Origin of the sequence: Burkholderia sp. AU4i (genome assembly GCF_000466765.1) — a bacterium.
Classification (GTDB): domain Bacteria; phylum Pseudomonadota; class Gammaproteobacteria; order Burkholderiales; family Burkholderiaceae; genus Burkholderia; species Burkholderia cepacia.
This window is the reverse complement of record NZ_ASSI01000074.1, coordinates 1-19,410: the sequence shown is the minus strand read 5'-3', so window position 1 is coordinate 19,410 and position 19,410 is coordinate 1. Positions and strand designations below refer to the sequence as shown.

The following is a 19,410-nucleotide window of genomic DNA, read 5'->3' as shown; positions in this document are numbered from 1 at the left end:
CGTTGGCCGTTGGCCGCTGGCCCGCGGGTCACGGGCGGGCGTAGCATGAGCGCAGCAGCAGGTGCCGCGCCGCGCAACGCGCGATGCCGTACACCGTCGCTGCGAAGGCTAACATCGCGCCGAACGGCTGCGCGCCTTTTTCGACAGAACTTTCATGCGACCGGCTGCGCGCAAGGCACGATCCACGCGCACCGGTCCGAACCCGACTCACGCTTCGGCCCGCATCCGGCCGAAGCATTTCGATTGCGGATCTTGCAGGAGGCGAGCGACATGAATCAATCGACCGACAACCGGACGCTGTTGCGCACACTCGGCGTGCGCACACCGATCGTCCAGGCGCCGATGGCCGGCGTCAGCACGCCGGCGCTGGCGGCCGCCGTGTCGAATGCGGGCGGGCTCGGCTCGCTCGGCGTGGGCGCGACGAACGCCGACGGCGCCCGCAAGATGATCCGCGACACGCGCGCGCTCACCGACCGGCCGTTCAACATCAACGTGTTCTGCCACCAGCCGGCACGCGCCGACGCGGCCGTCGAACGCGCGTGGCTCGACTGGCTCGCGCCGGCGTTCCGCGAATACGGCGCGACGCCGCCCGCCTCGCTGTCGGAGATCTATACGAGTTTCGTCGCGGACGACGCGATGCAGGCGCTGCTCGTCGAAGAGAAGCCGGCCGTCGTCAGCTTCCATTTCGGGCTGCCGTCCGCGGACGTGATCGACGCGCTGAAGCGCGCGGGCGTCACGCTGTTCGCGGCCGCGACGAATCTCGACGAGGCGCACCGGATCGCCGCCGCCGGCATCGACGCGATCGTCGCGCAGGGCATCGAAGCGGGCGGCCACCGTGGCGTGTTCGATTCGACCGCCCATGACGACCGCCTCGGCACGTTCGCGCTCACGCGCCTGATCGTGCGCGAATGCGCGCTGCCGGTGATCGCCGCCGGCGGCATCATGGACGGCGAGGGCATCGCCGCCGCGCTCGCGCTCGGCGCGCAGGCCGCGCAGCTCGGCACGGCGTTCGTCGCGTGCCCGGAGACATCGATCGACGACGGTTATCGCCGCGCGCTGCTGAGCGACGCCGCACGGCGCACGACGTTCACGGCCGCGATCTCCGGCCGGATCGCGCGCGGCATCGCGAACCGGCTGACCGCGCTCGGCGACGACCCGCAGGCGCCGGCCACGCCCGCGTACCCGATCGCCTACGACGCCGGCAAGGCGCTGCATGCAGCCGCGAAGGCAAAGGGCGAATTCGGCTACGGCGCGCAGTGGGCCGGGCAGGCGGCGCCGCTCGTGCGGCAGTTGCCGGCGGCCGAGCTGTTCGCCGCGCTCGAACGCGAGACGCGGGCGGCGATCGAGCGGATGCAGCACGTGCTGGATTGATCGCACGATCCGCGCTCCACGCGCGGCGGGCCGCATGCGCATGCCGGCGATCGGAGCATGCAATCCGATTGCCCGCCGCCGATTTGAAACGTCCTGTATCTGCGCGAACCGCGGATACATCGCGGTACATCGCGGGTTCGGGCGTCCGCTATAAAGCAGGCATGACCTCTTCTGGAGTGCACCATGTCTGCCACCTGGCTCAAAGGGTCCTGCCATTGCGGGGCCGTCAGATTCGAAGTCCGGGCCGCCGTGACGCCGGCGGTTCGCTGCAACTGCAGCCTGTGCCGCCGGCGCGGCGCGCTGATGAGCCCGATGTTCGCCGCGAGCGAACTGAAGATCGTCGAAGGCGAGGGCGCGCTGACGTGCTACCGCTTCAACACATACACGGCGCGCCACTATTTCTGCAGCCATTGCGGCGTCTATCCGTTCCATCAGACCCGCAAGGACCCGGCCTGCTGGCGCGTCAATCTCGGCTGCCTCGACGGTATCGACCCGTATGCGCTCGACGCGACGGTCGCCGACGGCGCGAGCCTTTCGGTCGTGGAGGACGCATGAAACGCTGGCTGATGATCCTGCTGTTTGCGGCAGGCGGGGTCGCGACCGAAATCGCGCATCCGGTGCAATGCACGCTGTTGTCGGCCAGCCGCGTGCAGACCGGCAAGCGCCGCACGCCGGATTGACGGCGCGCGGCGCCCGTTGGTTCATCGAGACCGATTTATCATGCTTCCGATAAGATCGCACGCGATATATAATGCGTCCATCTGCGGCCGTTCGCGTCGCTGGAGGACGTTCATGAAACCGACCGAAGCACCATCCGCCGCCGCGCCGAAGCTGTCCGAGTTCCTGTGCTTCGCGATCTACTCGACGAACCTCGCGTTCGGCAAGGCCTACAAGCCGATCCTCGAGGAGCTGGGCCTCACGTACACGCAATACATCACGATCATTGCGCTGTGGGAGCAGGACCACCAGACGGTCGGCCAGCTCGGCGAGAAGCTGTTCCTCGAATCCAATACGCTGACGCCGATCCTGAAGAAGCTCGAGGCAATGGGCTACCTGGAGCGGCATCGCGATCCGTCGGACGAGCGCCAGGTGCTCGTCAGCCTGACGAAGAGTGGGCGCCGCGTGCGCGAGAAGGGGCTCGACATGAACCTGGTCGAGGCCACCGGGCTGAAGCCGGACGAATTCGCGAAGATGCAGAAGGCGATCGTCACGCTGCGCGGCAACCTGATCCAGTCGATCGACGAATAAGCCCACGGGCTACCGGCGGCCGGCACGTGCATCGTGCCGGCCGCGTCGTCATGCGTGCCCGTCGCCCAGCACCAGCAGGTGCATCTCGCGGCGCACGACAAAACCCAGTGCGAGATAGCGCTCGATCGCGACCTGGTTGGACGTGAGGACGTGCAGGAAAGGCGTTTCCGCGCGCGCATCGATGGCCGCGATCAACGACCGGATCAGACGTGCCGCTAGCCCTTGCCGCCGGAACGCGGCATCCACGCACACGGCGCTGATCTCGGTATACCCGTCGACCTGCATCCGCTCGCCGGCCATCGCGGCCAGCCTGCCTTCGTTGCGGATGCCGATGTAGCGGCCGAGCTCGAACGTGCGCGGGCCGAACGGGCCGGGCTGCGCGGCCGTGGTCAGCGCGAGCATGTCCGGCACGTCGGCTTCCGCGAGCGTGACGTGGCCCGCTTCCGGTGCCGGGGCGGGCGTCCCTTGCCAGACCATTTGCAACAGGGTCGCGCGCCGGATCGCCGACAAGCCTGCCGGCAACTCGATCTCGTCGGGCATGACGAGTGCCGCCGGCCCGTGTGCGGCGACCAGTGCGCGCAACGCGTCGAACGATGCCCCGCCGGTATCCTCGATCGCGGCAAACGGCGCGATGGCCGCCGGAAACCGCCATGCACGGCCGTCGCCGAGCGCAAAGCGGCGCTGCCTGCCGGTCAGCGCGTTCCACACCACATGGTCGAGCGGGTGCGTACTGTCTGTTGCGCCTGTTGCGCCTATCGCGTTTCCGGTCGTTGCATCGGACATCGGCTGCTCCTCGATTGAAGGTGTCGGTTGCACAGCATAGACCGGGACCGGACGGGCAGGGCGCCGCGCAACATCGATCGTGTCACCGGCACGGTGCGGGATGCGCGGCACGTGTTGCCGAAGACCGGGCCAGCGTTGCCGGCGCGCCGGCTCCACCCGGAGCGGGAACGACAGGATCGCCGCCAGTCCTTGCCCTCCGGTACCGGCCGTCACCGCGACGGGATGCCGCTTGTCGGGATGCCGGCCGAACAGGCCGTCGCGATCGTTCACTGCGCGTTCGCGCGCCACCTCGCCGAGGATGGCGCGTTCGACCAGTTCACCTGCGTGCCGCGCTGCCGGATCCCGGCGCGCTACCTGGAGGCGATGCGCATTCGCACCGTTCGGATCGGCATTGCGTGGATGAGCTTTCCGCCCGCCGTCGTGTACCGCTTCGAACGCCGGGTCGATGCAATCGGCCGTCAATGGCCCGATGCTGCGCCGCAGTGGCATGTGGTTGCGGAAGCAACGATCCTGCACGACGTCGATATTGTCCGGTTGCGCCATGCGCCATCACTCGATTCGAGCGGCGCCGGGCCATCGGCAGACGCGCGTTCATCATCGTGAACGCGCTCGGGAATGGGGTGTTGTGCGGCATGCCACGGCTGCTGTCTCTTCCTGCATGCCCGCTGGTCGCGAGAACCGGCGGCCGCGTCGGTGCGGCGGGCGATCGAAGCCCGGGCTGACGCAAATAACGGATGTACGCCAGCCTGCATCGCCGCTTTCCGCCGAAGGCCGACGAGGGGCGCGCCGTGCTCGCGCGCCCCCGCTCCCCGCACGTCGTACCGAGCCGCCCGGACAGGCGTCACGATTCCGGCGACGCATGCTCAATGGCCGAAGTAGATCGAACGCTCCGCCATGCGAATCGCGCTGCGGTTTCCCGACTGCGTCGCCCCGACGGCGTCGCCGCCGTAACCGGACGCTTGCGGCCCGACCGCGACCGTATCGTTGTCGTGAACCCGGCGCAGCGCGGCCTGCAGATTGTCCGGATAGTTCGGGTCGTTGGGGCGGTTCGGCAGGTAGCCGGCCGTTTGCAGCGCGGCCAGTTCCGCACGCACCTGCGCACGCGTCACGGTGCTTTCGCCGGCGTACGTCGGCGCGGCAACGGCGGCCGACACGGCAACAAGAAGGGCGGCGATCAGTGGGGTCTTCATCATTCACCTCGACAAATAATTGGATTCAGCGGTTGCGCATCGTGCGCCGGCATCCGGCGCCGTACGCGGATTCGTTCAATGACCGAAGTAGATCGAGCGTTCGGCGACGCGTGTCGCGGGCCGGCGGCCCGACTGCGTCGCGGTGACGGCATCGCTGCCGTAACCGGATGTCGCCGCATCGGCCACCACGGCGTCGTTCGCGTGAATGCGCGTCAGCGCGGCCTGCAGGTCGACCGGATAGTGCGGATCGTTCGCGCGGCCCGGCCGATAACCGGCCTGTTCCAGCTGGACGAGCTCGGCACGCACCTGCGCGCGGGACACGACAGCTTCATCGGCAAACGCCGGTACGGCGGCGGAGGCGGACACGGCGACGAGAAGGGCGGCGATCAATTGGGTTTTCATCATTTACCTCGACAGAACAGGGATGGAAGGAATTCAGGGTTCGCGTTTCGACGGACGGCGCGGCACGCTCAATGTCCGAAATACACCGAGCGGTCGGCCACGCTGACTGCATGGCGGCGGCCCGATTGCGTGGCCGCATCGCCGTTGCCGCCGTAGCCGGACGCCCGGTCGTTGCCGGCAACCGCATCGGCCGCCTGGATCCGCGTGAGTGCGGCCTGGAGATCGTCCGGATAGGTTGCGTCGGTCGCGCGATTCAGCGGGTAGCCGGCGTGTTGCAGCTGGGCGAGTTCGGCGCGCACCTGCGCACGCGTCACGGTGGCTTCGCTGGAGAACGCCGGTGCGGCGGCGGTGGCCGAAACAGCGACGAGAAGGGCGGCGATCAATCGGGTATTCATCATTCACCTCGAAAAAAAAGAAAAAGAACCGGGCATTCGGTCAGGCGGCGCCGGGCCGCCCGACGCACGTTCAGGCGATACGGATGTCGACGTCGATGTTGCCGCGCGTCGCCTTCGAATACGGGCAGGTCTGGTGTGCGGCATCGACGATGCGCTGGGCGACGTCGCGATCGAGCCCCGGCACGCTCACGTTCAGCCGGGCCTGCAGGAAGTACGCGTTGCCGGCGGTGCCGAGATCCACTTCGGCGTCGACGGCGAGATCGGCCGGCAACGTCACCTTCGCGGCACGCGCCGCGAGCTGCATCGCGCCGATGAAGCAGGCCGACCAGCCCGCCGCGAACAGTTGCTCGGGATTGGTGCCGGTGCCGGCGCTGCCCGGCGACGACAACTGGATGTCGAGGCGGCCGTCGGAACTGCGTGCGGCGCCGTCGCGGCCGCCGGAAGTCGTATGCGTCTTGCCCGTGTACAGCACGTGTTCGATCTTGCTCATCATTTGCTCCGTCAGTTGGGGTTTGTCTCAGATGCGATTCGATCGCATGCGACGCAGTTTGGTCTTGTCGCCCACTCACGTCAAGCGCATTCGATTAAATCGCATACGATATTTTGTATTTCAATGTATCCGGAACGCGGAGCGCCTTTCAGGGCAAGCCTTTCCGGCGATCGATCCCTGATAACCGGGGAACACGGAACGACGCCGAAACAGACACGGAAGCGGGGCGTTGCCACCCCGACTTTCCATAAAGCGAACAGGCTCCTTGTCATTATTTCGCTTTCTACAATGCATCGTCTCTTCTAACCTTGCCGCACCCGATCGCAAGCGGCCCGCCCACGGCCGGCACTTGCACGGATCACGAGCACAATCGAAACGGAGACATTACGTGTCGCGCGTCAGCCCTCTTGCAACGGCCACGGATTCCCGGCCGACCGGAACCCTCGCGAACCTTCGATCCATCTTCAGCGGATCGGTAGGCAACCTCATCGAGTATTACGACTGGTACGTGTACTCCGCGTTTTCGCTGTATTTCGCGAAGGCGTTCTTTCCGAACGGCAACCTGACCGTGCAGTTGCTGAACACGGCGGCCATCTTCGCCGTCGGTTTCGTCATGCGCCCGATCGGCGGCTGGCTCGTCGGCCTGTACGCGGATCGCAACGGCCGCAAGGCCGCGCTGCTCGTCTCGGTGCTGGCGATGTGCGTCGGCTCGCTGATCATCGGCCTGACCCCCGGTTACGACACGATCGGCCTTGCCGCGCCGGTGCTCCTGGTCTTCGCGCGACTCCTGCAAGGGCTGAGCCTCGGCGGCGAATACGCGAGTTCGGCAACGTACCTGAGCGAGATGGCCGACAAGTCCCGGCGCGGCTTCTATTCGAGCTTCCTGTTCGCGACCCTGTCGCTCGGCCAGTTGCTCGCGATGGGTGTGCTGGTCGTGCTGCAGCAGTTTTTCCTGACCACCGCGCAACTCGAAAGCTGGGGATGGCGCATCCCGTTCCTGCTCGGGTCGCTGCTGGCCTGCAGCGCGATCTTCCTGCGCAGCAACATGCAGGAAACGGCATCGTTCGAGCAGCACCGCCGCAGCAAGCGCCGCCACGCGTCGATCGCCGACCTGTTCCATCACAAACGCGAGTGCCTGATCGTGGCCGGCCTGACGCTCGGCGGCACGGTCGCGTTTTATGCCTATACGACGTACATGCAGAAATTCCTCGTCAACAGCGCGGGGATGAGCAAGGCCGACGCATCGATGGTCTCCGTGATCAGCCTGTTGGCATTCGTCGCGATGCAGCCGATCTTCGGCAGCCTGTCCGATCGCGTCGGGCGTCGCCCGCTGCTGATCGCGTTCGGCGTACTCGGCACGCTCTGCACCGTGCCGATCTTCCAGGCGCTCCGCGGCGTTCAGACAACCGGCGCCGCGCTGGCGCTGATCGTCGCCGCGCTGCTGATCGTCAGCCTGTATTCGTCGGTCAGCGCCGTGGCCAAGGCCGAACTGTTCCCGGTCGGCGTGCGTGCACTGGGCGTCGGGTTGCCGTACGCGGTCACGGTGTCGCTGTTCGGCGGAACGGCCGAATACGTCGCGCTGTGGATGAAGAGCATCGGACACGAAGCGTGGTTCTTCTACTACGTGTCCGCGTGCGTGCTCGTGTCGCTGCTGTGCTACCTGTGGATGCCCGATCCCAGGCAGGTCTCGCGCATCGACGAAGCGTGACGACGGCACGCATCATCGAAATCGCCCGGCCCGACGCCGGGCGGCAAATCACGGTTCAGCAGAAGTCCGCGTACTGACGCACCAGCGACAGCATCGACGGAATCAGCCCGCGCACGTCGCCGCGGCGCCACTGGAACGCATATTGAAGCGGCGCCAGCGGCGGCTCGCTCGTCAGCTGCACGAGATGGCCGCCCGGCCGCGCGCGTGCCCAGTCGACCGGCAGGAAGCCGATGCCGACGCCTTCGCTCAGCATGCCGGCCACCGCACTCCAGTTGTTGCACTCGATCCTGCGCGCGTGATTGATGCCGCACGCGAGCAGCCAGTCGTCGAGAATACGCGTCACGCCCGAACCGGACGGCAGCAGCACCAGCGCATGACTGGCGAGCAGCGCCGGCGTCAGCACGCGCTCGCGGCCGACCAGCGCCTCGGCCGCCATCCACGCGAACCGCGCTTCCGCCACCGGCTGCGACAGCACGCTGCTGCGCGACGACCGGCCGGCGATCACCGCGAAATCCAGTTCACCGGCATCGACTTTCTCCTCCAGTGCCGCGCCCACGTCGACATACGGCTCCAGCGCCAGCTTCGGGTGCTGCTTCTGGACCGCCGCCACGAAGCGGGGCAGCCACGTCAGCGCCGACAGTTCGCCGACGCCGAAGCGCAGCCGGCCGCTCAACCCTTCGTCCCTGGCAACCGATTCCTGCAGCGCGGCGACGGACTCGAGCACCCGCACCACGGCCGGCAGCAGCGCCTCGCCGTCGTCGGTCAGCACGGCCCGGTGGCCGCTCCGGTCGAACAGCGTGCGTTCGACGACCTGCTCCAGTTCGTTGATGCGCTTGGACAGCGACGACACCGACAGGTGCAGCCGTTGCGCAGCGGTCGAGAAGTTTGCGCAGGTCGCCGCCCAGTAGAACGCGTCGAGCTGCTTGAGAGTCGGGGTCGCCATTGTCTTTCGCTTTTATCGAACAAATTCATTGGAAGATTATCGCTTTTTAAGCACGCCGCGCGTACCTAAAATTCCGCCATCGATTCGAAAACAGGCTTCAGACATGACTCCTTCCGCCCCATCCGTTCCCGGAACAAGCCGCCCCCAGGCCGATACGCGCACGCCGCACATGCCGCGCGTGCTGCGAAAGATGCTGTGCCTCCATGACTTCGAAGCCGCGGCACGCCGCGCGCTGCCGCGCCCAATCTTCGGCTACGTCAGCGGCGCCGCGGAAGACAATCGCACGCGCGACGACAATCGTGCCGTGTTCGACGAATACGGGTTTGCGACGCGCGTGCTGCGCAACGTGTCGCGGCGGGAGCAGGGCGTCGAGCTGTTCGGACGACGCTATGCGTCGCCGTTCGGCATCGCGCCGATGGGAATCCATGCGCTGTCGGCCTATCGCGGCGATATCGTGCTGGCGCGTGCCGCACAGCGCGCGGGCATCGCGTCGATCATGAGCGGCTCGTCGCTCATTCCACTGGAGGAGGTCGCCGCCGCCGCGCCGGAAACCTGGTTCCAGGCATACCTGCCCGGCGACGCAGGCCGCATCGCCGCGCTGCTCGAACGCGTGGCGCGTGCCGGCTACCGGACACTCGTGATCACGGTCGACATCCCTGTATCCGCCAATCGCGAAAACAACGTGCGGACCGGCTTCACCACGCCGCTGCGCCCCGGGCCGCGCCTGTTCTGGGACGGCATCGTGCGCCCGCGCTGGCTCGCCGGCACCTTCGCCCGGACGTTGCTCGCGCACGGCATGCCGCATTTCGAGAACTCCTTTGCGACACGCGGCGCGCCGATCCTGTCGTCCACGGTGCAGCGGGATTTCTCGGCCCGCGACCATCTCGACTGGGGCCACCTGGAACGGATCCGGCAGGAATGGAAGGGCGAACTGGTGATCAAGGGCATCCTCAGCGTGGACGATGCCGTCATCGCCCGCGACGCCGGCGCCGACGGCATCATCCTGTCGAACCACGGCGGCCGCCAGCTTGACGGCGCGGTCTCGCCGATGCGGATCCTGCCCGACGTGGTTCGTGCGCTGGGCGCGGACTATCCGGTGATGATCGACAGCGGTTTCCGGCGCGGGTCGGACGTGCTGAAAGCGGTCGCGATGGGCGCGCGCATGGTGTTCGTCGGGCGGCCGTTCAATTACGCGGCGGCCGTGGCCGGTGAAGCCGGCGTCATGCACGCGATCGGGCTGCTGCGCGACGAAGTGGACCGGAACATGGCGATGCTGGGCGTCGAACAGTGCAGCGGCCTGACGCCCGATGTGCTGATCCGGAAAGGCGGCGTCTCTGCGTCGCCGACGACCGTGTAGCGTAGGGAAGGCCGGTTGCCGCCCTCCGGGACGATACCCGCGTTACGCCGGGTCGATCGCGGCGATCACGACGAGGGCCACGGCCGCGTCGGCCGGCAACTGGCGCAGGGAGAACACCGAGCGCGCGTGTCCCGCCTTGTCGCCCAGCGCGGCAGCGAACAGGTCGGACGCGCCGTCGATCACGGCCGGCTGCCCGAAAAAACCGTCGGCCGAACTCACGTGCCCCTCGACGCGCGCGATCTTGCGCAGGCGCTCGAAGCCGCCCAGGTGCCGGCGGATCTGCGCGAGCACGTTCAGCGCCGCAAGCCGGGCGGCATGCTTGCCGTCGTCGACGCTCAACTGCTCGCCGACGCGGCCGGTATAGGCGACCTTGCCGTCGACGAGCGGCAGTTGTCCCGACACGAACAGCAGGTTGCCCGCTTCGCTGACAGCCGTATAGCTGCCGAGCGGGTTCGGCGGTTCGGGTAACGCGAGGCCGAGCTCGGCCAGATTCTGTTCGACGGTCATGTCATGCTCCTTGCAGGAAAAGGGTTGGGGCGATCGGTGCTGCCTGCGAGTCACTGTAGTCATGCGACCGAAACCGGTAAATGTCAGCTGAGCAATTGATTCACGACGCGGTGTAACAAATCGCGCGACGCATGCCCGCTGGTTTGCCGCGCGAGATTCATGCACACTCGTGGCTCCATCGCGCGCCCTACGCCGGAGACGGCAGCAACCATGCAACGACAATTCGACGACCTGCTGCTGGGCAGCATCGAGCTGTTCTGTCTTGCCGCCGAACTCGGCAGCTTCACGCTCGCGGCAAACGCGGCGGGCGTCACGCCGGCCGCGGTCAGCCGGTCGGTGGCGCGGCTCGAGGAGCGTCTCGGTGTGCGGCTGTTCGTGCGCACGACACGCCAGATCCGCCTGACCGATTCCGGCCGCCGCTACTTCGAGCAATGCCGCGACGCGCTGTCGCAACTCGTCGACGCGGAGCGCGAGGCGACCGGCCAGCAGGCCACGCCCGCCGGCCTGCTGCGGATCAGCATGCCGACGCCGTACGGGCACTATCGCGTGCTGCCGCTGCTGCCGGCGTTCCGCGAGCGGTACCCCGAGGTACGCGTCGAAACCCACCTGAGCAACCGCAACATCGATTTCGCGGAGGAAGGCTACGATCTCGCGATTCGCGGCCGCGCACCGGCCGATTCGAACCTGGTCGCACGCAAGCTGGAGGACGCCGAACTCGTGGTCGTCGCGACGCCCGGCTACCTGAAGCGCGCGGGCATGCCGGCCGCCATCGACGACCTGCATGCGCACGAATGCATCCAGTTCGAACTGCCGAGCAGCGGGCGGCCGGTTCCGTGGCTGTTCAACGACGGGACGGAGGAAGTCGATGTCGCGACGACCGGCAGCTACGGAACGTCGGGGGACTACCTTGGCGGTGTGACGCTCGCGCGCAGCGGCGCGGGCCTGTTCCAGACCTACCGCTTCATCGTCGAGCAGGACCTGCGTGCCGGCACGCTCGTGGAAGTGCTGCCCGGCCTCGGCGGCCGGTCGCGGCCCTTCGTGCTGCTGTATCCGCATGCGCGTTTTTTGTCGTCGCGCGTGCGCGTATTCGTCGACTTTCTGGTCGAGCATCTCGAGCGTGCCCCGACCAGGCAGCCGGTCGGGCCACGCGCAAAACGGGCCGGCGCATCGCGCTAGGTGTGCCGGCTCGCGGTTTCGACGCCGCGACTCAATGCCCGGCGCTCTGGCCGCCGTCGACGTGCAGGATCTCGCCCGTGACGAACGGTGCCGAGTCCAGGTACAGGATCGCGTCGACGATGTCGCTCATCTCGCCCATGCGGCCGACCGGATGCAGCGACGCGAGCGTCGCATGGGTTTCGGGCGCATGCATCGGCGACTTGATGATGCCGGGCGACACCGCATTCACGCGAATGCCGGCCTTCGCATACTCGATCGCGAGCGACTTCGTCGCCGCATTCAATCCGCCCTTCGTCAGCGACGCGAGCACCGACGGCACGTTGCTGTTCGCATGATCGACCAGGCTCGTCGTGATGCTGACCACGTGTCCGCCGCCGTGCTTCTGCATCGCGGCGATCGCATGCTGCGTGATATGGAAGAAGCCGCTCAGGTTGACGCTCGTGATCTGCGCATAGTCGTCCGCGGTGTACTGCGTGAACGGCTTCGCGATGAACACGCCGGCGTTGTTGACGAGCGTGTCGACGCGGCCGAAGTGCTCGATGGCCGCGTCGACCACGCGCCGGGCGACGGCCGGATCGCCGATGTCGCCCGCGACGGTGACGAGATCCGGATCGTTCGACGGGCCGATCGAACGTGACGTCGCGACGACGCGATGACCGCGTGCGCGGAATGCGTTGACCGTTTCCGCGCCGATGCCTTGCGATGCGCCGGTGACGATGATGACCTTGGATGCGCTCATGATTTGCCTCGATAGGTGATGGGTTCCCGGCTTCAGTGCCGAACGGATCGATGAATCCGATGGGCTCACTGTAGGCGTGCCGGTCACGATCTCGAACACCCACCATGGCGCAACAGTCTTGCGTCGCAGGAACAAATGCGGCGGAGGGCGATTGGCGCCCGTTGGCGCGACGCGCGGTCGTCGACGAACTCCGCGCGTGCTGCGGGACCCGCGAACCTCACCGGAAACGATGCGCCGGTTCGTGAAGGCAGGCCGCCGCGATTCATCCCCGAGCCGCTCCTGGAAGCGGGCGAAGCAGCGCGTTTCGACGGCATGGTGACGGTCACCCGGCCGTGCCGCGCCAATTCGAAGCTCGGGCGAGCAAAACCGGCATGAAACAGCGCACGTTCCAGCAGCGCCTTTTCAGCGTCTTTGCTCTCCTGCTCATATCATCAAGATAACTTTTCTTATCACAACAACATGATTGAAAATCCAAACTCGCCATTTCGAAAACGCGTCGGGTACTCGAAGTTCGCGCCATGCCCATGCGTCCCGCGATCGCTTCGGGGGCAGGGGAGCGAACGTCCGTCGCACGCGCCGTCAATCCGGCGCATCGATCCGCGCCAGCAGCACCGTCAACACATCGGACGTCGCGCGCGCGACGTCCTGCGCCGTCGTGTCGACGAACGCATGTGCGCATTCGCGATACAGCGGGTCGCGCATCCGGTACAGCGCGGCGAGGGTTTGCCGCGGGTCGGCCACCTGCAGCAGCGGCCGCCGCGTGTCATCGCGCGTGCGGCGCCACAGCGCATCGGGATCCGCATGCAGGTAGATCACGCAGCCGCGCTCGCTCAGGCGCGTGCGGCTGCGCGGATTCAGCACCGCTCCCCCGCCGGTCGCCACGACGACGTTCGGGCGCTGCGTCAGTTCGTCGACGATTTGCGTCTCGAGCAGCCGAAAGCCGCCTTCGCCGACCCTGTCGAACAGCTCGGCGACCGAGCGGCCGGTGCGCCGCGCGATCTCGTCATCGCTGTCGGCGAACGTCCAGCCGAGCGATGCCGCGAGCGCGCGGCCGAGCGTCGATTTGCCCGCGCCCATCATGCCGACCAGGAACGCGCGGTCGGGCAGGGCACGCACGTCGACCGTCGTGGCGACGGCGCTCATAACCGTCGCGCAAGCGGCCAGCCGGCCCGCGTCGCCGCGCAGATCCGCCGCGCGCGTACCGCGTCCGACAACGTGTCGAGCGCCGCGTCGGTGGCTGCGTCGTCGGCGTCGAGCAACGCGCCGAGCACCTGGCCGTCCGGATCGCCGGCCGCGATGTGCTCGGCCGCATCCGCCGCGATCGTTTGCGGCGTGCGTTCGTGGGCCTCGTCACGTTCCGGCCGCCGCCACCCGTTGCGCAAGTCGCGCCATCGCACGACCAGGCCGCAGAACAGCCCGCCGCCCGGCACGGCTGCATCGTCGCGCGGCGGCGCCGTGTCGCCGGGCGTCGCGCACTGCGTGACCCAGCTCGCGAACTCGAGCAGCGACGCGTCGTGAGCGAGCGTCGCCGCGTCGAGCGCGACGGTCACGCCGGCATCCCGTAGCCGCCCGAGCAGCGGGCGCACGCCGTCGTGCGCGCCACCGCACGGCTGCAGCAGCACCTCGAGTTCGTCCTCGTGACGGCTGACGAGCGAACGATGCCGCTCGAGCGCGGCCGGCTCGAGCAACGCCTGCGCCGCATGCCGGACGATGACGATCGCGCGGTCGTCGCGGCGCTCGACGATCGCGCCGATCCGGCGCCGGGCGCGCGCCACCGCGGCGCTCACGTGTCGCTCCCGAAATGGCGCGCGCGCATCACAGCGAACCCTGGAATTCGAGCACGCGTGCCTTGAACTCGTCGGGCACGGCCTGCGTCGTGTTGTTCGCGTAATCGAACATCACGTGCGTCGACATGCCGCGCGCGACGATGGTCTGGTCGTCGCGTTCCATCAGGTGTTCGAGGTCGAAGCTCTTGCTGCCGAAACGCACGATGCTCGACCGGATCGTCAGGTTGTCGCCGAATTGGGCCGGTGCGAGGTACTCGCACTGCGTCTTCACCATGATGTGCGGCAGCTTCTCGCTCCGCGGCAGGCCGAGGAGATCGAACATGTAGCAGAGATAGGAATGCTGCAGATAGTCGTAATAGACGGGACTGCTCACATGGCCCATCGAATCGGTATCGCGATACTTGACGTGAATCGGCGTTTCATAATGACGTTTCGACATGGTGATTCTCCGCAATGACTGGGTTGATTTATATATATGAACCTGATCGGCCTTTCAGGAATCTGAAAATTAATTGAACGCCTATCGCGACGCCACTATCAGAACGAATAGCGACCCGCTTCGAAAGGTTGAACAATCGGCATCCGTGCGCCATAAAATGCTCCAGAATCGAGAATGGAAAATCACAGTCCCGGCCCGGAACGTGTCTCGAAATCAGGCAAACCCAATGCCTGAATTTCCGATCCTCTTGTTTATTTCTGTCATTCATAAGGTTATGAATTAGAAACTGGCAACTATGTTAGTTGCGCACGGAAAGCACCATTCAATACAGTCGCGCTGTAGTAAAAAATCCCCCGAATTATCGACAGGAGGGCAGTCCCCATGCATGCGAATACCTGGACGACGAACCGTGACGCCGAGCTGCACCTGCCGTCCCCCGCGGATCTGGCCTGCGCGCTGCAGCCCGCGTTGCGCGCGTCGCGCACGGTTCATCTGGCTCGCCACGCGATCGTCGACGTGTTGAACGGCACGGACGACCGTCTCGTGGTCATCGCCGGCCCGTGCTCGGTGCACGACCCGGCCGCGGCGCGCGACTATGCGGCACGGCTCGCGCTGCAACGCGCGCGCTTCGCGGACGAGCTGGAAATCGTGATGCGCGTGTACTTCGAGAAGCCGCGCACGACGGTCGGCTGGAAGGGGCTCATCAACGACCCGCTGCTGGACGGCAGCGAACGGATCGACACGGGGCTGCATACGGCCCGCGCGCTGCTGTGCGACATCAACGGCGCGGAGATGCCGGCGGCGACCGAGTTTCTCGATCCGCTGTCGCCGCGCTACCTCGCCGACCTGGTCGCATGGGGGGCGATCGGCGCCCGCACCGTGGAATCGCAGGTGCATCGCGAGCTGGCGTCGTCGCTGCCGATCCCGATCGGTTTCAAGAACGGCACCGACGGCAATGTCCAGGTGGCCGTCGATGCGATGTGCGCGGCCGCGCGCGCGCATCGCTTCCTATCGGTCGACACGGGCGGCCGGCTATGCGCGGCGGCCTCGCCCGGCAATCCGCATACGCACGTCGTGCTGCGCGGCGGACGCGAGCCGAATTTCGATGCAGCCGCGGTGAATGCCGCATGCGAACGCATGGCGGCCGCGCACTGCGCGCCGCGCGTGATGATCGACGTCAGCCACGGCAACAGCCGCCGCCAGTTCCGCAATCAGCTGGGTGTCGGCACGGCGGTCGCCGCGCAGGTCGCGGCCGGCGATACGCGCATCGTCGGCGTGCTGGTCGAGTCGAACCTGATCGAAGGGCGCCAGGATCTCGTGCCCGGCGTGCCGCTGCGCTACGGGCAGAGCATCACCGACGCATGCCTCTCGTTCGCCGATACCACGCAGCTCCTCGAGACGCTCGCGCACGCGGTTCGTGCGCGCCGGCGCGGGCATGCGCCGGTGCCGGACGTCGAGTTCGCGCACGAGCCGCTCCTCGCGTGCTGCGCATGAGCGGCCCCGCGCGACGCGGTCAGGTTTCGGCTTCGTCGTAGATCCGCGTCGCGTCGCCGGCCCACGCGTCGCGATAGCGGGCAAGCCAGTGCTCGGCCTGGGTCGGCGCACCGGCGACGATCTCGTCGAGCGGCGCGAGATACACGGATTCGTCGCGGCCGGCCGCATCCCTGCGCGCCCGCGCGCGCAGGCCGCGATGCGCGATCGCGAGCGCATCGGCCGCGAACGCGCGCAACAGGCGGCCGTCGACCGACGCGCCGAGCCCGAAACGCGGCACGTCGCGCCGCAGGGTCAGCAGCGCGCCGCGGTCGATCGCGGCGGCCAGCGTCTCGGCTTCCGACAGCGCGGTCGGGTCGTACAGCAGGCCGGTCCAGAATGCCGACAGCGCGACCATCATGGCGGGCGAACCCGCATCGGCGCCGCGCATCTCGAGGTAGCGCTTGAGCCGCACTTCGGTGAAGACCGTCGTCAGGTGGTCGGCGAAGTCGCCGAGAGTCGGCGTCTCGCCCTCGAGATGCGGAATGCGGCGTCGCATGAAATCGCGGAACGTCCATCCGGTCGCGTCCGCGTAGCGGTCGCCGCGCCGCACGAAATACATCGGCACGTTGTCGAGCAGCCAGCTCACGTAGCGCTCGAAACCGAAGCTGCGCGACAGGAACAGCGCAGGTACCCCGCAGCGATCCTCGTCGGTGTCGAGCCACGTGTGCGCGCGCGTCGACAGGAGGCCGGTCGGCCTGCCTTCGGCAAACGGCGAGTTCGCGAACAGCGCGGTCGCGACGGGCTGCAACGCAAGCGACACGCGCATCTTGCGCGCCATGTCGCTTTCCGATGCGAAATCGAGGTTGACCTGCACGGTGCAGGTGCGCTGCATCATGTCGAGCCCGCGCGTCCCGACGCGCGGCATGTAGCGCTGCATGATCCCGTAACGCTGCTTCGGCATCCACGGCAGTGCCGCGCGCGCAAGGTGAGGGTGAAACCCCAGCGGCGCGCAGCGCAGGCCGAGCGGTTCGCACGCGTCGCGCACCGCGGCGAGGTGCGCATGCAGCTCGGCATGCGTATCGTGCAGCGTTTCGAGCGGCGCACCCGACAGTTCGAGCTGGCCGGCCGGCTCGAGCGAGATCGCGGCGCCGTCGCGCTGGATCACGCCGACGGTCCGCCCGGCATCGACGATCGGCGCGCCGTCGCCTTGCAGCCCCGCGAGCACCGCGGCGATTCCCGACGGCCCGTCGTAAGGCGCGGCTGCGTGCGTCGCACGCGCGACGACGAACTTCTCGTGCTCGGTCCCGATCCGGAACTGCACGGCCGGCTTGCAGCCGGCGGCCAGATGATCGGCGAGCTGCTGCTCGGAGACGATCGGCGTGTGGTCCGACCCAACGGCATTCGACATCGACACCCTCCACAAGTCACATTGAGCGACCGACCGGCCGGTCGCACGGCGACTATAACGACGTCGATGCGGGTGCTGTACTGGCAGGGGTGATAGGGGCAGGGCCGTACCGCGCTACGGCTGCCTGCGCTTCGCGAAGTAATGCGCGGGCGAATCGCCGAACGCGCGGCGGAACATCGCGATGAAGTTGCTCGGCGTCGCATAGCCCAGCGCGTCGGCGATGTTGGCGACGCTGTCGCCGCTCGCGAGACGTTCGAGCGCATGCGTGAGGCGCGCCTGCTGGCGCCATTGCGCGAAGCTCGTGCCGGTTTCGGCGACGAACAGCCGGCTCAGCGTGCGGGCGGACAGCCCGGCCCATTCGGCCCACGCCTCGAGCGTGCGGCTGTCGTGCGGCTGCCCGAGGATCGCGTTGGCGATGCGCAGCAGCCGCCGGTCGCGCGGCATCGGCAGGTGCAGCGGCTCGTGCGGTGCGCGGCGCATCTCGTCGAGCAGCACGACGCTGATGCGTGCCTGCTCGACGTCGAGCCTGTCCTGATCCGCCCACGACACGGCGCGCCGCACGAGCGCGCGCATCAGCTCGGTGATCGCGATCACGCATGGCTGCCCCGGCATCCGCCGGCTTGCGGCCGGTGCGATCACGACGCTCCAGCCGCTCAACGCGCCGCTGATGCTGACCTTGTGCTGCTCGCCGGGCGGAATCCAGCCCGCGCGATGCGGCGGCAACAGCCACGAACCGTGCGGCGTGCGCACGTGCGCGAAACCGCTTTCCACGCAGAACACCTGCCCGCGCAGATGGCTGTGCCAGTCGACCTCGCGGGTGCCGAGCCGGTAGGTGTTGCTGCCGTCGTCCTCCCCCCAGACGGCGATCAGTGACGGGCCGTCCTCGCGTTCGCTCGGATCGGAATCGGCGCGCTGCACGGTGCGCGGTGGAGAAGTGTCTCGGATGGGCATGGCCGGAATTCATTATTTTTTGTCTAAACAACATTATCAGCTTTGCCCTGGGGCGTCCAACAATGCGTGTCGTGTTCAAACCGATACGAAGCAGAGGAATGCGATGCATGCAGCACTTGCTCCCTGGGCACGCGATGCCGGCGCACTGCGCGTCATGTCGCGAATCGCCGCCGCCGCCGTGCTCGTCGTGCTCGGCGCGTGCGCGAACCGCGACGGGCTCGCACCCGCAGGCACGCTGCGCGGCGCCGATACGCTCGCCGCATCGCGCAGCCTCGCGCATGCGCCCGCCGCCGACTGGCCGGCCGCCGACTGGTGGCGCGCGCTGAACGACGCGCAACTGAGCGCGTTGATCGACGAGGCGCTCGCCGGCAACCCCGATCTCGCGACCGCCGATGCGCGCGCACGCGAAGCGCAGGCGCTGGTGATCGAAGCGCGGGCCGCGCGGCTGCCGCATCTCGACGGCCGCGCGAGCGCAAAGGCCGAGCGGCTGTCCGGTACCCAGTTTTCGTCGGGCGAGGGCGGCGGCTTCTTCAGCCACACACGCGAGGTCAATCTCGGCCTGAGCTGGGATCTCGATCTGTGGGGCGGGCGCCGCGCCGCGTGGGAAGCCGCGCTCGGCGAAGCGCGCGCCGCGCAGATCGATGCGCAGGCCGCGCGCGTGCTGCTGTCGGTCAACGTTGCGCGCGCCTACGTGAATCTCGCGTATGCGTTCGATCAGCAGGACGTCGCGCGGGCCGAATACGCGCGCGCCGACGAAGCGCTCACGCTCACGCGCCAGCGTGTCACCAAGGGCATCGACAACGTCGCGCAACAGCGCCAGGCGGAAAGCGAAGTCGCGGCCGCGACGCGCGAGCAGGCGCGCACGGCCCAGGCGATCGACAGTGCGCGCATCGCGCTCGCGATCCTGCTCGGCGCCGGCCCCGACCGCGGCCTTGCGCTCGTGCGGCCCGCGCCGCTGCCGACCGCCGCGCTCGCGGTGCCGGCCGACCTCCCGGCCGCGCTGCTCGGCCGGCGCGCCGACCTCGTCGCCGCGCGCTGGCGGG

At 67.8% G+C, this 19,410-nt stretch carries 23 protein-coding genes; 10 read left to right on the top strand and 13 right to left on the bottom strand.

Annotated features, from left to right (window positions below):
• Positions 1-270 precede the first annotated feature (270 nt).
• From L810_RS17455 to L810_RS17445, 4 genes are all read left to right on the top strand, one after another.
• The gene (locus L810_RS17455) at positions 271-1,371 is read left to right on the top strand and encodes an NAD(P)H-dependent flavin oxidoreductase (RefSeq protein ID WP_042975142.1); all 1,101 of its coding nucleotides are present in this window, start codon (positions 271-273) and stop codon (positions 1,369-1,371) included.
• Positions 1,372-1,554: 183 nt separating this feature from the next.
• Positions 1,555-1,926 carry a GFA family protein gene (locus L810_RS17450; protein WP_042975116.1) on the top strand — a complete coding sequence of 124 codons (372 nt, stop codon included), beginning with the start codon at positions 1,555-1,557 and terminating at the stop codon, positions 1,924-1,926.
• Positions 1,923-2,051: a hypothetical protein gene (locus tag L810_RS49100; protein WP_021159600.1), complete on the top strand. Its 129-nt coding sequence runs from the start codon at positions 1,923-1,925 to the stop codon at positions 2,049-2,051. Before L810_RS17450 ends, L810_RS49100 begins: the two co-directional genes overlap by 4 nt.
• A 112-nt stretch (positions 2,052-2,163) precedes the next feature.
• A complete protein-coding gene (locus L810_RS17445; protein ID WP_021159599.1) occupies positions 2,164-2,619 on the top strand; it encodes a MarR family winged helix-turn-helix transcriptional regulator in 456 nt (151 codons plus the stop codon).
• Between the two features lie 48 nt (positions 2,620-2,667).
• On the opposite strand, the gene L810_RS17440 is transcribed toward L810_RS17445, so the two are convergent.
• Positions 2,668-3,402, bottom strand: coding sequence for a GNAT family N-acetyltransferase (locus L810_RS17440; protein WP_021159598.1), 735 nt, complete (start codon positions 3,400-3,402; stop codon positions 2,668-2,670).
• 189 nt (positions 3,403-3,591) lie between these two features.
• On the opposite strand from L810_RS17440, the gene L810_RS49620 reads away from it, so the two are divergent.
• Positions 3,592-4,005, top strand: coding sequence for a hypothetical protein (locus tag L810_RS49620; RefSeq protein WP_373453099.1), 414 nt, complete (start codon positions 3,592-3,594; stop codon positions 4,003-4,005).
• A gap of 260 nt (positions 4,006-4,265) precedes the next feature.
• Here L810_RS49620 and L810_RS17430 read toward each other — a convergent pair whose 3' ends face one another.
• The 4 genes from L810_RS17430 to L810_RS17415 form a co-directional block, all read right to left on the bottom strand.
• Entirely contained in the window at positions 4,266-4,595 is a 330-nt protein-coding gene (locus L810_RS17430; protein WP_021159596.1) for a DUF4148 domain-containing protein, read from the bottom strand.
• A 72-nt stretch (positions 4,596-4,667) separates the two neighbouring features.
• The gene (locus L810_RS17425) at positions 4,668-4,994 is read right to left on the bottom strand and encodes a DUF4148 domain-containing protein (protein WP_042975138.1); all 327 of its coding nucleotides are present in this window, start codon (positions 4,992-4,994) and stop codon (positions 4,668-4,670) included.
• Between the two features lie 68 nt (positions 4,995-5,062).
• Entirely contained in the window at positions 5,063-5,389 is a 327-nt protein-coding gene (locus tag L810_RS17420) for a DUF4148 domain-containing protein (RefSeq protein ID WP_042975136.1), read from the bottom strand.
• Positions 5,390-5,459: 70 nt separating this feature from the next.
• Complete coding sequence (locus tag L810_RS17415; protein WP_042975135.1) at positions 5,460-5,879, bottom strand: organic hydroperoxide resistance protein; 420 nt, start codon at positions 5,877-5,879, stop codon at positions 5,460-5,462.
• Positions 5,880-6,267: 388 nt separating this feature from the next.
• On the opposite strand from L810_RS17415, the gene L810_RS17410 reads away from it, so the two are divergent.
• Positions 6,268-7,587 carry an MFS transporter gene (locus tag L810_RS17410; protein WP_042975115.1) on the top strand — a complete coding sequence of 440 codons (1,320 nt, stop codon included), beginning with the start codon at positions 6,268-6,270 and terminating at the stop codon, positions 7,585-7,587.
• 55 nt (positions 7,588-7,642) lie between these two features.
• On the opposite strand, the gene L810_RS17405 is transcribed toward L810_RS17410, so the two are convergent.
• Positions 7,643-8,530, bottom strand: coding sequence for a LysR family transcriptional regulator (locus L810_RS17405; protein WP_021159592.1), 888 nt, complete (start codon positions 8,528-8,530; stop codon positions 7,643-7,645).
• Positions 8,531-8,699: 169 nt separating this feature from the next.
• Here L810_RS17405 and L810_RS17400 point away from each other — a divergent pair, with 169 nt between their 5' ends.
• Positions 8,700-9,887: an alpha-hydroxy acid oxidase gene (locus L810_RS17400; RefSeq protein ID WP_373453100.1), complete on the top strand. Its 1,188-nt coding sequence runs from the start codon at positions 8,700-8,702 to the stop codon at positions 9,885-9,887.
• Positions 9,888-9,929: 42 nt separating this feature from the next.
• Here L810_RS17400 and L810_RS17395 read toward each other — a convergent pair whose 3' ends face one another.
• Complete coding sequence (locus tag L810_RS17395) at positions 9,930-10,394, bottom strand: RidA family protein (RefSeq protein WP_021159590.1); 465 nt, start codon at positions 10,392-10,394, stop codon at positions 9,930-9,932.
• 210 nt (positions 10,395-10,604) lie between these two features.
• On the opposite strand from L810_RS17395, the gene L810_RS17390 reads away from it, so the two are divergent.
• Positions 10,605-11,570 (top strand): LysR family transcriptional regulator, encoded by a 966-nt coding sequence (locus L810_RS17390; RefSeq protein ID WP_021159589.1) that lies wholly within the window; start codon positions 10,605-10,607, stop codon positions 11,568-11,570.
• A 31-nt stretch (positions 11,571-11,601) separates the two neighbouring features.
• On the opposite strand, the gene L810_RS17385 is transcribed toward L810_RS17390, so the two are convergent.
• The 4 genes from L810_RS17385 to L810_RS17370 form a co-directional block, all read right to left on the bottom strand.
• Positions 11,602-12,309: an SDR family NAD(P)-dependent oxidoreductase gene (locus L810_RS17385; protein WP_042975114.1), complete on the bottom strand. Its 708-nt coding sequence runs from the start codon at positions 12,307-12,309 to the stop codon at positions 11,602-11,604.
• A 579-nt stretch (positions 12,310-12,888) separates the two neighbouring features.
• Positions 12,889-13,452, bottom strand: coding sequence for a shikimate kinase (locus L810_RS17380; protein WP_021159587.1), 564 nt, complete (start codon positions 13,450-13,452; stop codon positions 12,889-12,891).
• Positions 13,449-14,096 (bottom strand): hypothetical protein, encoded by a 648-nt coding sequence (locus L810_RS17375; RefSeq protein WP_021159586.1) that lies wholly within the window; start codon positions 14,094-14,096, stop codon positions 13,449-13,451. The genes L810_RS17380 and L810_RS17375 overlap by 4 nt, the downstream gene beginning before the upstream one ends.
• 28 nt (positions 14,097-14,124) lie before the next feature.
• On the bottom strand, positions 14,125-14,535 hold the full coding sequence (locus L810_RS17370) for an acyl-CoA thioesterase (RefSeq protein WP_021159585.1): 411 nt from the start codon (positions 14,533-14,535) through the stop codon (positions 14,125-14,127).
• Positions 14,536-14,916: 381 nt separating this feature from the next.
• On the opposite strand from L810_RS17370, the gene L810_RS17365 reads away from it, so the two are divergent.
• Complete coding sequence (locus tag L810_RS17365) at positions 14,917-16,029, top strand: 3-deoxy-7-phosphoheptulonate synthase (RefSeq protein WP_021159584.1); 1,113 nt, start codon at positions 14,917-14,919, stop codon at positions 16,027-16,029.
• Positions 16,030-16,048: 19 nt separating this feature from the next.
• Here the strand turns inward: L810_RS17365 and L810_RS17360 are convergent, their stop codons facing one another.
• Positions 16,049-17,416 carry a glutamate--cysteine ligase gene (locus L810_RS17360; RefSeq protein WP_021159583.1) on the bottom strand — a complete coding sequence of 456 codons (1,368 nt, stop codon included), beginning with the start codon at positions 17,414-17,416 and terminating at the stop codon, positions 16,049-16,051.
• 114 nt (positions 17,417-17,530) lie between these two features.
• Positions 17,531-18,367 carry an AraC family transcriptional regulator gene (locus L810_RS17355; RefSeq protein WP_021159581.1) on the bottom strand — a complete coding sequence of 279 codons (837 nt, stop codon included), beginning with the start codon at positions 18,365-18,367 and terminating at the stop codon, positions 17,531-17,533.
• Between the two features lie 103 nt (positions 18,368-18,470).
• On the opposite strand from L810_RS17355, the gene L810_RS17350 reads away from it, so the two are divergent.
• On the top strand, positions 18,471-19,410 hold a 940-nt coding region (locus L810_RS17350; RefSeq protein WP_155836285.1), incomplete at its 3' end, for an efflux transporter outer membrane subunit.

What these genes read in the sequence shown, in the direction of transcription:
- L810_RS17455 (WP_042975142.1), top strand. Translation starts at nt 271, where the DNA reads ATGAATCAATCGACCGACAACCGGACGCTGTTGCGCACACTCGGCGTG.
- L810_RS17450 (WP_042975116.1), top strand. Translation starts at nt 1,555, where the DNA reads ATGTCTGCCACCTGGCTCAAAGGGTCCTGCCATTGCGGGGCCGTCAGA.
- L810_RS49100 (WP_021159600.1), top strand. Translation starts at nt 1,923, where the DNA reads ATGAAACGCTGGCTGATGATCCTGCTGTTTGCGGCAGGCGGGGTCGCG.
- L810_RS17445 (WP_021159599.1), top strand. Translation starts at nt 2,164, where the DNA reads ATGAAACCGACCGAAGCACCATCCGCCGCCGCGCCGAAGCTGTCCGAG.
- L810_RS17440 (WP_021159598.1), bottom strand. Translation starts at nt 3,402, where the DNA reads ATGTCCGATGCAACGACCGGAAACGCGATAGGCGCAACAGGCGCAACA.
- L810_RS17430 (WP_021159596.1), bottom strand. Translation starts at nt 4,595, where the DNA reads ATGATGAAGACCCCACTGATCGCCGCCCTTCTTGTTGCCGTGTCGGCC.
- L810_RS17425 (WP_042975138.1), bottom strand. Translation starts at nt 4,994, where the DNA reads ATGAAAACCCAATTGATCGCCGCCCTTCTCGTCGCCGTGTCCGCCTCC.
- L810_RS17420 (WP_042975136.1), bottom strand. Translation starts at nt 5,389, where the DNA reads ATGAATACCCGATTGATCGCCGCCCTTCTCGTCGCTGTTTCGGCCACC.
- L810_RS17415 (WP_042975135.1), bottom strand. Translation starts at nt 5,879, where the DNA reads ATGAGCAAGATCGAACACGTGCTGTACACGGGCAAGACGCATACGACT.
- L810_RS17405 (WP_021159592.1), bottom strand. Translation starts at nt 8,530, where the DNA reads ATGGCGACCCCGACTCTCAAGCAGCTCGACGCGTTCTACTGGGCGGCG.
- L810_RS17400 (WP_373453100.1), top strand. Translation starts at nt 8,700, where the DNA reads ATGCCGCGCGTGCTGCGAAAGATGCTGTGCCTCCATGACTTCGAAGCC.
- L810_RS17395 (WP_021159590.1), bottom strand. Translation starts at nt 10,394, where the DNA reads ATGACCGTCGAACAGAATCTGGCCGAGCTCGGCCTCGCGTTACCCGAA.
- L810_RS17390 (WP_021159589.1), top strand. Translation starts at nt 10,605, where the DNA reads ATGCAACGACAATTCGACGACCTGCTGCTGGGCAGCATCGAGCTGTTC.
- L810_RS17385 (WP_042975114.1), bottom strand. Translation starts at nt 12,309, where the DNA reads ATGAGCGCATCCAAGGTCATCATCGTCACCGGCGCATCGCAAGGCATC.
- L810_RS17380 (WP_021159587.1), bottom strand. Translation starts at nt 13,452, where the DNA reads ATGAGCGCCGTCGCCACGACGGTCGACGTGCGTGCCCTGCCCGACCGC.
- L810_RS17370 (WP_021159585.1), bottom strand. Translation starts at nt 14,535, where the DNA reads ATGTCGAAACGTCATTATGAAACGCCGATTCACGTCAAGTATCGCGAT.
- L810_RS17365 (WP_021159584.1), top strand. Translation starts at nt 14,917, where the DNA reads ATGCATGCGAATACCTGGACGACGAACCGTGACGCCGAGCTGCACCTG.
- L810_RS17360 (WP_021159583.1), bottom strand. Translation starts at nt 17,416, where the DNA reads ATGTCGAATGCCGTTGGGTCGGACCACACGCCGATCGTCTCCGAGCAG.
- L810_RS17355 (WP_021159581.1), bottom strand. Translation starts at nt 18,367, where the DNA reads ATGCCCATCCGAGACACTTCTCCACCGCGCACCGTGCAGCGCGCCGAT.